11 protein-coding genes are annotated in these 12,973 nt (G+C 51.0%); 10 read left to right on the top strand and 1 reads right to left on the bottom strand.

Features of this window, described 5'->3' with window-relative positions:
• Positions 1-6 precede the first annotated feature (6 nt).
• From fabF to Pmgp_RS06140, 10 genes are all read left to right on the top strand, one after another.
• Complete coding sequence (gene fabF / locus Pmgp_RS06185) at positions 7-1,248, top strand: beta-ketoacyl-ACP synthase II (RefSeq protein ID WP_134213102.1); 1,242 nt, start codon at positions 7-9, stop codon at positions 1,246-1,248.
• Between the two features lie 139 nt (positions 1,249-1,387).
• Positions 1,388-2,095 (top strand): ribonuclease III, encoded by a 708-nt coding sequence (gene rnc / locus Pmgp_RS06180; protein ID WP_134213101.1) that lies wholly within the window; start codon positions 1,388-1,390, stop codon positions 2,093-2,095.
• A 319-nt stretch (positions 2,096-2,414) separates the two neighbouring features.
• Positions 2,415-3,425 carry a signal recognition particle-docking protein FtsY gene (gene ftsY, locus Pmgp_RS06175; protein WP_134213100.1) on the top strand — a complete coding sequence of 337 codons (1,011 nt, stop codon included), beginning with the start codon at positions 2,415-2,417 and terminating at the stop codon, positions 3,423-3,425.
• 299 nt (positions 3,426-3,724) lie between these two features.
• On the top strand, positions 3,725-3,982 hold the full coding sequence (locus Pmgp_RS06170) for a hypothetical protein (protein ID WP_134213099.1): 258 nt from the start codon (positions 3,725-3,727) through the stop codon (positions 3,980-3,982).
• A 109-nt stretch (positions 3,983-4,091) separates the two neighbouring features.
• A complete protein-coding gene (gene mtnP, locus Pmgp_RS06165; protein ID WP_134213098.1) occupies positions 4,092-4,889 on the top strand; it encodes an S-methyl-5'-thioadenosine phosphorylase in 798 nt (265 codons plus the stop codon).
• Between the two features lie 150 nt (positions 4,890-5,039).
• Positions 5,040-6,089: an S-methyl-5-thioribose-1-phosphate isomerase gene (mtnA, locus tag Pmgp_RS06160; RefSeq protein ID WP_134213097.1), complete on the top strand. Its 1,050-nt coding sequence runs from the start codon at positions 5,040-5,042 to the stop codon at positions 6,087-6,089.
• A 150-nt stretch (positions 6,090-6,239) separates the two neighbouring features.
• Positions 6,240-7,490, top strand: coding sequence for an adenosylhomocysteinase (locus Pmgp_RS06155; protein WP_134213096.1), 1,251 nt, complete (start codon positions 6,240-6,242; stop codon positions 7,488-7,490).
• 19 nt (positions 7,491-7,509) lie between these two features.
• Positions 7,510-8,811 (top strand): amidohydrolase, encoded by a 1,302-nt coding sequence (locus tag Pmgp_RS06150; protein ID WP_134213095.1) that lies wholly within the window; start codon positions 7,510-7,512, stop codon positions 8,809-8,811.
• Between the two features lie 214 nt (positions 8,812-9,025).
• The gene (locus Pmgp_RS06145) at positions 9,026-10,201 is read left to right on the top strand and encodes a class I SAM-dependent rRNA methyltransferase (RefSeq protein WP_282432880.1); all 1,176 of its coding nucleotides are present in this window, start codon (positions 9,026-9,028) and stop codon (positions 10,199-10,201) included.
• 60 nt (positions 10,202-10,261) lie between these two features.
• Positions 10,262-11,302 (top strand): GGDEF domain-containing protein, encoded by a 1,041-nt coding sequence (locus tag Pmgp_RS06140; RefSeq protein WP_153189192.1) that lies wholly within the window; start codon positions 10,262-10,264, stop codon positions 11,300-11,302.
• On the opposite strand, the gene Pmgp_RS06135 is transcribed toward Pmgp_RS06140, so the two are convergent.
• Positions 11,286-12,704 (bottom strand): aspartate aminotransferase family protein, encoded by a 1,419-nt coding sequence (locus Pmgp_RS06135; protein WP_134213093.1) that lies wholly within the window; start codon positions 12,702-12,704, stop codon positions 11,286-11,288. The two genes, Pmgp_RS06140 and Pmgp_RS06135, sit on opposite strands and share 17 nt — an antisense overlap.
• Between the last annotated feature and the right edge of the window lie 269 nt (positions 12,705-12,973).

Raw genomic sequence — 12,973 nt, 5'->3', positions numbered from 1 at the left:
TCATTCTTGCGAAAACGGGTTGTGATTACCGGCCTGGGAATAGTGTCTCCGGTGGGGACGGGCCTGGAAAAATTCTGGTCTTCTTTAACTGGCGGCGTCTCCGGGATCGGACCGGTAACCAGGTTCGATGCGGCCCAATTCGGCACTAAAATAGCGGGAGAAGTTACGGACTTCGAGCCAACCCGTTATATTGGTAAAAAAGAAGTACGGCGTATGGACCGTTTCACCCAATATGCAGTGGCAGCTACTGAAATGGCTTTGCAAGACGCCGCCCTTGATTTAGAGGTGGAAAACAGGGACAGGATCGGGGTTATTTTGGGCTCCGGTGTCGGTGGTATCGAGACCCTTGAAGATCAGGCCAGAGTCCTGGCTGAAAAAGGGCCCGGGCGGGTTAGTCCATTTTTCGTGCCCATGATGATTGCCAATATGGGAGCGGGGCAGATTGCCATCAGCCACTGCCTGAGAGGACCGAATATTACCAGTGTTTCGGCGTGCGCGTCCAGCAGCAATGCCATTGGGGACGCCTTTAAAATGCTGCAGTGCGGCCGGGTGGATGTGATGATCAGCGGGGGCAGCGAAGCGGCTATCACACCTCTGGCCATGGCAGGGTTTATTTCCATGAAAGCCATGTCCACCCGGAATGAGGAGCCGGAGAAGGCCAGCAGGCCTTTTGACGCGGGCAGGGATGGTTTTGTAATAGGAGAAGGGTCGGCCATACTTGTTATGGAAACCCTGGAACACGCCCTGAACAGAAACGCCAGGATTTACGCCGAGATAGTTGGTTACGGCAGCACTTGTGACGCTTATCACATGACGGCGCCGGAACCGGAAGGTTACGGCGCGGCCAATTCCATGAAGGAAGCTTTATGGGACGCCGGAATTGAACCAACTGCCGTGGATTATATTAATGCCCATGCTACCGCCACACCACCGGGCGATAAAGCCGAGACTCTGGCGATTAAGAAAATATTTGGACAGCACGCGTACAAACTGGCGGTAAGCTCAACTAAATCCATGACCGGTCACCTCCTGGGCGCTTCAGGCGGCCTGGAAGCGATGGTATGTATTCTGGCTATCGTCAACGGTGTTATTCCACCAACCATCAATTATGAGCAGCCTGATCCTGATTGTGACCTGGATATTGTCCCCAACACGGCCAGGCAGGCTGATGTTAATGTCGCTCTGTCAAATTCATTCGGCTTTGGCGGTCATAACGCCACTCTGGTTTTTAAAAAGTTCCGGCCCTAAGCGGAAGGAGGACACACCTCAATTGGGGGTTATCCTCTGGGGCTGAGGAATGTCCCCAAGCGGACAAATGAAGGTATGTCCCAAATAGTATGGAATTATTTTAATCGCCCTTTAAATAAACCTTATTGTGGTGATACAGGTGGTTAAAACTAAAGAATATTTAGAAAGTCTGAAAAAGAGGATTGGTTTGAGCTGGCATGATTTGGACCTGCTTGAGCAGGCCCTGACACACAGCTCATTCACCTATGAAAGCCGCCAGAACAGCTCTGAGAATAATCAGCGTCTCGAGTTTCTGGGTGACGCTGTACTGGGGCTGGCGGTGAGCGATTACCTTTATCGCAACCACCCCCACCGTGACGAAGGAGAACTGACCAAACTGCGCGCGGCGCTGGTATGCGAGCCCTCCCTGGCTAGAATGGCGAGAGAACTGGAGCTTGGCTATTGTTTAAACATGGGGAAAGGGGAGGAACGCTCCGGCGGCAGGGAACGTCCTTCAATTCTGGCTGACGCCTTCGAGGCCTTGTTGGGCGCCGTTTATTTAGACCAGGGACTTGACCAGGCCGCCAAGCTGGCCATAGAGTTTCTAAGGCCGGTAATTAATGATGTTTTGGAGGGGCGGCTGGACAGGGATTACAAGACGGAGTTGCAGGAGTACGTGCAGCAGCGCGGTAATGAACAGGTTCAATATGTGATCCTGAAAGAACAAGGTCCCGATCATCATAAGATTTTCACAGCAGGCGTCGTTTATAAAGGTGGTTTGGTTGGCAGCGGGGCCGGCCGCTCAAAAAAAGAAGCGGAACAACAAGCCGCCAAATCGGCGCTGCTTGAATTGAGACGTGAGAAGTGAGACGTGGGAATTGGGAAGTGAAAAGTGGGAAGTGGGAATATCCCGCATTCCTTTGTGGTCATAGAGTTCGAATAAATTCGAACCTACAAATTCGGTCGTTGTATGGGTTTTTGTAGGTCCGGATTTATCCGGACTTGTTGCGTAAAACAAATAATCATAGAATTGGACAAGAGACCTTGACGCGGGAGAAATAAGTATCCTTATTGCATTATGCGACAGAGGAATACCTGGATTCTCACGTCTCACTTCTCACGACCCAAGTCCAACATCTCACGTCTCACGTCCCAATTCCCACGACTCAATGGGAGGTTTTAGCGTCATGGGTTTGTTCAGCCGTTTAAAGGAAAGCATTAAAGGCGGCTCACAGCAGGCTGCCGCCGCCAGCGAAACAACACAAGAGCCGGAATTGGAAAAAACAGGGTTTTTCGGGCGCTTAAAAGAGAGTCTCACCAAAACCAGACAGAGTTTTGTAGAGAAAATTGACAACCTGGTCCACCGGCACAAAGCTATTGACGAAGACCTTTACGAAGAATTGGAAGAAATTCTGGTACAGGCTGATGTCGGAGTAAATACCGCTATGGAGCTGGTCGAGAAGACGCGCCGTTCCGTTAAAGAGAGGCGCGTGGATGATGCCGGTGAACTGAAAGCCATTTTAAAAGAACACATCAGAGAAATGCTCGGCACTGATACGGCGTCTTTAAATATAACAGATGAAACTCCCACAGTGATTATGGTGGTTGGTGTCAACGGCGTGGGGAAAACCACCACAATCGGCAAACTGGCCCACTATTACAAGTCCCGGGGGGCTAAAGTGCTGCTGGGTGCGGCTGACACCTTTCGCGCGGCGGCTATCGACCAGTTGGAAATATGGGCTGAACGGGTTGGGGTGGAAATTATCAAACACCGGGAGGGGGCCGACCCCGCGGCGGTTGCTTTTGATTCCCTGCAGGCGGCGAAAGCCCGCCGGGCTGACCTGCTGATCGTTGATACGGCAGGCAGGCTGCACACGAAAGCCAACCTTATGGAAGAATTGAAAAAAATCAGCAGGGTACTGGGCCGCGAAATGGCCGGCGCGCCGCACGAAGTGCTGCTAATTTTAGACGCCACCACCGGCCAGAATGCTGTCAACCAGGCCAGGTTATTTGGAGAGGCCGTCGGTATTACAGGTATAGCTTTGACCAAGCTGGACGGCAGTTCCAAGGGTGGAGTCATTATAGCGGTAAAACAAGCCCTGGATATACCTGTTAAGTTGATTGGTATTGGAGAAAGCCTGGAGGACCTTAGGCCATTTTCGCCCGGTGATTTTGCAGACGCTCTTTTTGACGAATAACCACAGCTTGCATGTAAAGACCCTTAAGCCAGCCAACAATTAACCGCCGGCAGCAAGAACATAATCATATAGTTACGATTAAGCAAAGCCCTGGAAATACCTCATCTTCCACGGGCTGTGTTTTTTTGCCCTTCTTATATTTTTCAGTGGTCCGGGAAACATTATTTTTAAATATAAGGGTGTTCTTCAATTGCAAAAGGTAATCAGTTATTTGAGCTGAAGAAAACTAGAAGGCAGGTTCATTAGTTGAATGTAAAATTACCTGTTAATTTTCATGAACACAGAGAGGTGGTACAAAGATGCCGGTATGTCCGGTATGCAACAGCCTGGCTGCGGCAAAAAAGGATTGTCCCCGCTGCGGTAAAATACTGCTTGACGCCGGTTTGCTTCAGGATTTTTATGACGATTACAGCGCATACCTTGATCAAGGCATTTATGAGGACGGATACAGACATTATAACGAGGTCTATTGTATTCACCTGTTTTACTGCCCACACTGTCATTTTGATGTTACCCTGGGATTTAAGAGGCTGGAAGAGGACAGGCTGATGGATTAAAACCCAGCCAATTTATTATGCAAAAGAGGAATAACCACAGCTAAGTAGAATAATAGCTTGATTTGGAAACAGTTTTCTACAGCCGTTGGAAAATAAGGAGGCCTGGAAGTTGAAAGTTAAAATAGCGGTGATAGGCGGCACCGGTGTATATGACCCGAGTATGCTGACTAATATGCGGAAAGAAAAAGTAGTGACGCCTTACGGGGATGTTGAACTTAAAATAGGCAGCTACGGGGGCAAACCGGTCGCGTTTATGAACCGCCACGGTGAGGGGCATGCCATACCGCCCCACCTGGTAAACTACCGGGCTAATATCGACGCGCTGAAAAGGATCGGCGTGAAGAATATACTGGCGACAGCAGCTGTGGGTTCACTCAATCCAGATATGCAGCCAGGGCACTTAATATTTGTCGACCAGTTCCTGGACTTCACCAAATCCAGGCAGTATACTTTCTATGACGGCGGCGCGGCGGGGGTGGTGCATACCGACATGACCAACCCTTATTGCTCCAAGCTAAGAGAGTTGCTGTCACGCGCCGCTCAGGGCTTTGGGTATGTCTCACACCCGGCTGGTGTTTATGTTTGTTGTGAAGGGCCAAGGTTTGAAACCGCCGCTGAAATCAGGATGTACCGCCTGCTGGGAGGCGACCTGGTCGGTATGACTGGTGTGCCGGAGGCCCAGTTGGCCAGGGAGGCTGAAATGTGTTACGCAACCATAGCCATTGCCACTAACTACGCGGCTGGTATATCACCTGCCCGCTTGACCCACGCGGAAGTGCTGGATATGATGGGCCGGATCAGCGAGAAGATCAGAAAGCTGCTGATGCAAACCATAGCCTGGATCGAGCCCGGCCAGCCCTGTGAATGCCACCCGGCTCAAAAAGATAAAGAATTAGACGGCAGATAGGATGCAGGATTAACATATATCTGCATTAAGGACTAATTTATAAAGATATTTTAGTGTCATTATTACTTGAAAAAAGTATATTTTAATCCTGTAAATCTTTGAAATCCAGTAAATCCTGTCAATTTGTTTTATACGGGAAAGGAAGAAAGTATGCTGGAGACAATGCGCTGGCTGCCTGGTGAAAACTGCCTGGAACTGCTTGACCAAACCCGGCTGCCATCAGAAGTTGCTTTTATCAAATGCCGCTCATACCGGGATGTCGCAGCAGCTATTAAAAAGCTCGCGGTGCGGGGTGCCCCGGCTATTGGCGCGGCTGCCGCCTACGGGCTGGTCCTGGCGGCACAAGAGGCGGCAGCCTGTTCATACAAGGAGATGATTAAGAGTTTAGAGACGGCGGCTGGTGAACTTAAATCCACCAGGCCTACAGCGGTGAACCTGAGCTGGGCGCTGGAAAGGATGCTTGGCAGGCTGCGGGAGGCTGCTTCTCGTGACCTTGCGTTACTGGGCGGGCTGCTGCTTGAGGAAGCTCATGCAATTTATAATGAGGACCTGGCAGGCAACCGCAAAATGGGGGAGTACGGGCAGGTGTTGATTCCCCCAAAGGCGAGTATTCTCACTCACTGCAATGCGGGAGCGCTGGCCACAGCGGGCTACGGCACCGCGTTGGGAGTAATCAGGGCAGCTAAAGAAGCTGGGAAGGAAATAAGTGTTTTTGCGGATGAAACAAGGCCCCTGCTGCAGGGGGCGAGGCTCACGGCGTGGGAAATGCTGCAGGATAGTATTCCTGTAACTTTAATTACTGACAGTATGGTTGGTTATCTGATGGCGAAAGGGAAGGTGGACCTGGTAATTGTCGGAGCGGACCGTATCACCGCCAATGGTGATGTCGCCAACAAAATAGGCACTTATGGTGTGGCGGTTTTAGCCAGGACCCACGGCCTGCCCTTTTACGTGGCCGCCCCTGTTTCCACAGTAGACCTCAGCCTTGATTCTGGTGATAAAATACCTATAGAGGAGCGGGAGCAAAACGAGATAACCCACCTGGCCGGATGCCAGGTGGCCCCCGCAGGCGTACAGGTCTGGAACCCCGCATTCGATGTTACGCCCAACCACCTGGTCACAGCGATCATCACCGAGCGCGGGATAATACGGCCGCCGTATCAAGAAAATCTAAGAAAAACAATTGGACAGGATAATTAACTTTAAGAATTCAGGATTCAGAATTCAGGAGTCAGAAGAAGTAATTTTTTTGTTTTTTTATTCTGAATTCTGACTCCTGACTCCTGAATTCCTGTATCATTATATTTATAAACATACCTCAAAAAAAAATTAATTGAGGAGGAAAACAAAATGCCTGATTATATTGTGAGAGATATTAACCTGGCCCCGGCCGGGAGGCTGAAAATAGACTGGGTGCGCGCTCATATGCCGGTGCTGAACGCGATCAGGGAGGAATTTGAGCGGGAGCGTCCTTTTCAGGGACTGAGGGTGGCGCTTTCCATCCACCTGGAGGCTAAAACGGCCTACCTGGCTGAAGTAATCCGGGCCGGCGGGGCTGATTTGGCGGTTACCGGCTCAAACCCGCTTTCGACCCAGGATGACGTCGCCGCCGCGCTGGCTGCCGCCGGCATGAAGGTTTACGCCTGGTACAACGCCACCTCCCGGGAATACAAAGACCACCTCCTGCATGTCCTTGACTGCCGGCCGCAGATAATAATTGACGACGGCGGCGACCTGGTTAATTTGCTGCACACTGTGCGCAGGGAACAGGCGGCGGAAGTAATCGGCGGCTGTGAGGAGACCACCACCGGGGTGCGGCGCCTGGAGGCCCTGAACAGGGAGGGGAAGCTGTTGTTCCCGATGCTGGCTGTTAATGACGCTTTCTGCAAGTTCTTGTTTGACAACCGGTACGGCACCGGGGAATCCGCCTTGTCAGCGATAATGCGCACCACCAACCTGGTTGTGGCCGGTAAGGATGTGGTTGTGATGGGCTACGGCTGGTGCGGGAAAGGTGTCGCCATGCGCGCCGGCGGTTTGGGAGCCAGGGTCATTGTTTGTGAAGTCGACCCGGTCAGGGCCATTGAGGCCTGTATGGATGGGTACCGGGTGATGAGCAGCGAGGAGGCTGCCGGGGTCGGTGACATATTTGTCACAGTGACAGGCTGCCGGGACGTGCTGGGCAGGCGCCACTTTACCAGGATGAAAGACGGGGCCATACTGGCCAACGCCGGACACTTTGACGTCGAAATCAACAAGCAGGAACTGGCCGGGCTGGCCCAATCACACAGTCAGGCGCGTCAAAACATTGAACAGTACAGCCTGCCGGACGGCCGCAGGATCTACCTGCTGGCGGAAGGCAGGCTGGTTAATTTGGCGGCGGGGGACGGGCACCCTGCTGAAATTATGGATATGTCCTTTGGAATCCAGGCGCTTTCAGCCAGGTATATTAAAGATAACGCCGGTGCGATGGATAAAAAGCTGTACCGCGTGCCGGAGCTGATAGACAGGCGCGTAGCCAGCCTTAAGCTAAAGTCTCTGGGCATAGAGATCGACAGGTTGACTTCGGATCAGCAATCTTATTTGAACGACTGGCAGCAGTAAAATTATGCGGAGGGGTTTTATGAGCAACTTATTAATTCAAGGCGCAACTGTACTGACGATGGAAGAGCACGACGCTGTTTTTAAGGACGGGGAAATTGCCGTTGCCGGAGACAAGATCATTTCAGCCGGCCCGCGCGGTTCGGTTCCGGGAGAATTCAAGGCTGACCGTGTGCTGGACGGGTCAGGTATGGTTGTCATGCCCGGTTTTGTCAACTGCCACACGCATGCTGCGATGACCCTGCTGCGCAGCTACGCGGACGACATGCCGCTGATGCAGTGGCTTAATGAAAAAATATGGCCGCTGGAGGCGAAAATGCGGCCTGAGGATTTTCACTGGGGAACAATGCTGTGCTGCCTGGAAATGATCAAGTCCGGCACGACCACTTTTGCCGATATGTATTTTGAGATGGACCTGGTTGCCCTGGCTGTGGAAATGAGCGGCCTGAGGGCCTGTCTTTCGCGCGGTATGATTGGTGTGGCGGCAAACGCCAAGACCGCGGTAGATGAAAGCATCAAGCTGGTGGAGGAATGGCAGGGTAAAGCCGGGGGCAGGATTACCACCATGTTCGGACCGCACGCCCCGTACACCTGCCCGCCGGAATACCTCAAAAAGGTGGTAAAACTGGCGGCTGATCATAACGTTGGCATCCATATTCACGTAGCGGAGACCAAAGACGAAATTGACCAAATAAAGGGAAACTACGGCCTGACACCAGTACAATACCTGGACGAAAACGGTGTTTTTGATGTGCCGGTGCTGGCGGCGCACTGTGTGCACCTAAATAAGGATGACATTGCCATCCTGAAACAGAAAAATGTGAGAGTAGCACACTGTCCGGAGAGCAATATGAAACTTGCCAGCGGTATTTCGCCCGTCATAGAATTACTTGATGCCGGGGTAGTGGTTGGCCTCGGCACCGACAGTGCCGCCAGCAACAATAACCTGGACATGATGGAAGAAACCCGCAGCGCCGCCCTGCTGCAAAAAGTGGCCACCGGTGACCCGATGGCGCTGCCTTCTTTTGCCGCGCTGAGAATGGCCACCACAGACGGCGCCCGTGCTCTGGGACTGGAGGATGTCGGACTGATCAAGCCTGGCATGAAGGCAGACCTGATCCTGGTTGACTTCCGCCGCCCCCACCTGTATCCCAGGCATGACCTCTATGCTCACGTGGTTTATGCCGCTCAGTCCAGTGATATTGATACAGTTATCATCAACGGTAAAATCGTCATGGAAGGCAGGCGGGTTTTGACCATGGATGAAAAAGAGGTAATGACACAGGCGCAAAAATGCGCGGACAGGTTGGTTGGAGAGGAATAGTAAAACAAATAGACAGGATTTACAGGATTTTTTAGGATTGACAGGATTAAAAATTATTTATAAAGCATAATAATAAACTTACATTTTCCTATGCTTTAATGCCTAATATACATGTTGTTTATTATTGAATTTTTAAAATAAGATTAACTCCTGTAAATCCTTTTTTAAATCCTGTTAATCCTGTCAAATTGTTTTTTCTGGAGTGTGACTTAATTTGGCTGTTGTGAAACTGGCTGGGAATATGAAACACAGGGTCTTAGCCGGGCATCCCTGGGTTTACGGTACAGAGGTGTCAGAAATCAGCGGAGATTTTCAGCCGGGCGATCTCGTGGAGGTTATCGACCAGCGGGGCCGGTTTGTGGGACGCGGCTATATTAATCCAGCCTCGCAGATCCTGGTCCGGATCCTGAGCAGGGACAGCAGCGAGCTGATAGATCGCGATTTTTTTGTCAGGCGGATCAAGGCTGCCCTTGCTTACCGCCGGCATGTAGTCCGGGATTCTGACTCGTGCAGGCTGATTTATGCCGAAGCTGACTTTATACCTGCTTTGATCGTGGACAAGTTTGGAGCTTACCTGGTGCTCCAGACCCTGGCCCTGGGCATAGATAAGTATAAAGATTTGATTGTTGATATACTTGAAGAGCTTTTGGAACCGCCCGGGATTTATGAGAGAAACGACGCCGCTGTCCGGGAACTGGAAGGGCTGCCGCTTAAGTCAGGTTTTTTAAAGGGACCTTTTGAGACTCTGGTAGAGATTAAAGAGAACGGCCTGTACTTCCTGGTTGACCTTGCGGGAGGACAAAAAACCGGTTACTTTCTTGATCAGAGAGAAAACCGGACTGTTTTGCAAGGACTGGCGCGGGACGCCCGCGTGCTTGATTGCTTTTGCCATACCGGGGCCTTCAGCGTCTACGCGGCACATTTCGGAGCGAAAGAAGTACACGGTATAGATATTGCTTCGCCCGCGCTGGCCGTGGCTGAAAAAAACGCCCTCAGAAACGGTTTCGGCGGAATTTGCCGGTTTTACGAGGGCAACGTATTTGATGAGCTGCGGGCATTGGAGAAAAAAAAGGAGAAGTATGATTTAATCATCCTTGATCCCCCTGCTTTTACCAAGTCCAGGAACTCGCTGGAAGGAGCGGTACGGGGCTACAAGGAGATTAATTTGAGGGCTATGAAACTGCTGCCGCCGGGAGGTTTTCTGGTTACCTGCACCTGCTCCTATCACCTGCCGGAAAGCCGCTTTCTGGATGTAATCCAGGATGCGGCCCGGGATGCCGGCCGCCAGGCGCGCCTGATTGAGCTGAGACGCCAGGCTAAAGATCATCCAATGCTGCTCGCCGCACCTGAAACATATTATTTAAAGTGCGCTGTAACCCAGGTGTGGTAAGGCATGGGCCAAAAAATGGATTATTTTTATTGGCTATGATATTTTTGAGAAGGGAATTTGTTGTTTATACAAAATATAGTATTCATTATGAACAAGTTATTCGATTTGTTTTGGCGGGGTAAGATTAAAAATTCTCTGCTGGCCGGCTTTTTGCTCCTGGCTTTGGCGCTGGTATCTGTCACTATTGCTGTCAGCCACCATTATTTAAATATTGTTATGCCGGAAGCAGGCGCCGCTGCGAGGAACATAGCTGTTGCAGCCGTCCTGGTTGTTATATTATTTCTGCCCGTGGTTATACTGGTAGCCCGGAAGATATCCCACCCATTGGAAGTGATGGCGGAAGTAGCTGATGAAATTGCCAGGGGCAACTACGGGATCACATTAGACCTGGGCGCAAACCGTGAGATCAATACTTTAGCTGTCAGCTTCAATAGAATGTCGATGAAGCTGAAAGAGCAGCGCGAGGTGCTTCTTAAACAAATAGCCTTGCTGGAAGCGCAGAAGCAGGAAATTGCCGCCCAGAACGAAGAGCTGTCTGAAGCCAATGCCCGCCTCGAATTGATAGCGATCACCGACCAGCTCACCGGCGCTTATAACAGGCGTTACATCATGCGTGAAATTGAACAGGAGCTGGCCATCTCCATCAGGCACGGCCTGCCCCTGTCAATAATCATGATCGATATAGATCATTTCAAAAATGTCAATGATACACACGGCCACCAGGTTGGCGACGAGGTCCTCAAAGAAATAGTCCAGGTCTTGTCTTCAAGCATAAGGACATCTGATTTGCTCGGCCGCTACGGCGGGGAAGAGTTTATCGTCATCGCTCCTCTTACCGGCCTCCAGGAGACCCTGATCCTTGCCGAAAGGCTCAGGGAAACCGCGAGCAAATGGCCCTTTGAAACCACCTATGGCTTTTTAAAACTAACCATAAGCCTGGGCGTCGCCACCTATGACGGGAAGTCTGAGGCTTACCCGAGCTCGCTGCTGGATCAGCTGCTGGCCCAGGCTGATGCGGAAATGTACAAGGCTAAGGCTTTAGGCCGCAACAGGGTCAGTCCGGAACTGGCGGAAAAAGATGCAGTTACTTCTTTATCATAGTTTTTAGAATGGTTTTAACCCCTGAAGCCGCGACACTCAGGAAACCTTTGTGAGTGGAGAATATATCCTCCAGTGCTTGTATCAGCACGTCAATTTGTTTCTTGGTAATATTTAAAGGCGGCTCCAGCCTGATCACATTGGGATTGTTCAAAGTGTAGGCCGTAATGATGCAGTACTTGTTCAGCAGTTCGCCCGCCACCAAACTCCCCATGTATTCCTCTGAAAGCTTGCCGGACATACCCATAGACACTTTTGCAGCCAGACCCCCTGGCTGGTTGAATTCGATGCCGGCCATTAACCCGCGGCCCCTGACATCTTTAATCAGGGGGTATTTTTGTTTTAGGTTGTGCAGGTTTTCCAGCAGGTAGGCCCCGCTTTCCCGCGCTTGCTCCGGCAGGTTTTCTTCGTAAATTACTTCCAGCGCGGCTATGCCCGCGGCCGCGGCCCAGGTGTTGCCCCCGAAAGTTGAGGTGTGGAGCAGTGCTTTATCCATACCGCCGTATGCTTTTTTCCATATTTCATCTGTGGTTATGTAGGCTCCCACAGGCATGATGCCGCCGCCGAGGGATTTAGCCAGGCACATGATGTCAGGGGTCGCGCCGTCATACTGGCAGGCAAACATTGCGCCGGTACGCCCGAACCCGGTCTGTATTTCATCGATGATCAAAAGCGAGCCGTATTTGGCGCAGAGCTCTCCCGCGCGGGAAAGGTAACCGGCAGGAGGAATGATAATGCCGCCTTCGCCCTGAATAGGTTCAACAATAAACGCCGCGGCGTTTTTGTCCTTCAATTTGCTTTCCAGGGCGACCAGGTCGCCGAAGGGTACTGATTCTAAGCCGGGCAGCAGCGGCTGAAAGATTTTTTGGTATTTTTCACGCCCGGTTACCGAAAGAGCACCCATAGTTTTACCGTGAAAGGACCCCTCACAGTAAATAAGCCCCTGCCGCCCGGTAGCGGCGCGCGCGAGTTTGAGCGCTCCCTCCACAGCTTCAGCCCCGCTGTTGCATAAGAAAGAACGCTGCAGGGCGCCTGGCGTGACCAGCGCCAAATTTTTGGCCAGGGCGCCCGCCAGGGTATTCAGGGAGGCCTGGAGCAGGTTGGGCATTTCTTTTACCTGTTCCATGGCCGCCAGTATTTTAGGGTGGTTGTGCCCGTGGTTCAGGGCTCCGTAGGCGCCCAGAAAGTCAAGGTACTGCTTGCCCTCATTGTCCCAAACGTAAACACCCGAGGCTTTTACGAATTTTTTATTAAAATCAAGCATCCCGAGCATCATGGCCAGCCCGGCGTTCAGGTAAGTTTTGTGGTTTTCCGCCACCTGCCCCCGGCTTTGCTCAATGGCTTCGTTAAGGGATACTAATCCGGCAGGCCTGGAACTCTGCTCTTTTGTAAAGGATATTTTCATGGGTTACCTCCGTAAAAAATAAAATGATTACACTGTCAGCTCAGTATAAAGATAAAACAAATTGACAGGATTTTTAAGGACAAATAGAATACAGGAGTCAGAATACAGGAGTCAGGAGACTGAATATATAAGATCTTTTTTATTTCTGATTTTAGACTTTTGACTTTAAACTTCTGACTACTGAATTCTGAATTCCTTAAACTATTATCCTGTAAATCCTTTTAATCTTGTAAATCCTGTCAATTTGTTTTAATGATAGAAAAGGGATG

This window comes from Pelotomaculum propionicicum (genome assembly GCF_004369225.1).
GTDB lineage: Bacteria > Bacillota > Desulfotomaculia > Desulfotomaculales > Pelotomaculaceae > Pelotomaculum_B > Pelotomaculum_B propionicicum.
This window is presented reverse-complemented; position numbering and strand designations above follow the sequence as displayed.

Bases quoted from the DNA above. Each gene is read 5' to 3' on its own strand.
- ftsY (WP_134213100.1), top strand. From the start codon at position 2,415: ATGGGTTTGTTCAGCCGTTTAAAGGAAAGCATTAAAGGCGGCTCACAG.
- Pmgp_RS06170 (WP_134213099.1), top strand. From the start codon at position 3,725: ATGCCGGTATGTCCGGTATGCAACAGCCTGGCTGCGGCAAAAAAGGAT.
- mtnA (WP_134213097.1), top strand. From the start codon at position 5,040: ATGCTGGAGACAATGCGCTGGCTGCCTGGTGAAAACTGCCTGGAACTG.
- Pmgp_RS06155 (WP_134213096.1), top strand. From the start codon at position 6,240: ATGCCTGATTATATTGTGAGAGATATTAACCTGGCCCCGGCCGGGAGG.
- Pmgp_RS06150 (WP_134213095.1), top strand. From the start codon at position 7,510: ATGAGCAACTTATTAATTCAAGGCGCAACTGTACTGACGATGGAAGAG.
- Pmgp_RS06135 (WP_134213093.1), bottom strand. From the start codon at position 12,704: ATGAAAATATCCTTTACAAAAGAGCAGAGTTCCAGGCCTGCCGGATTA.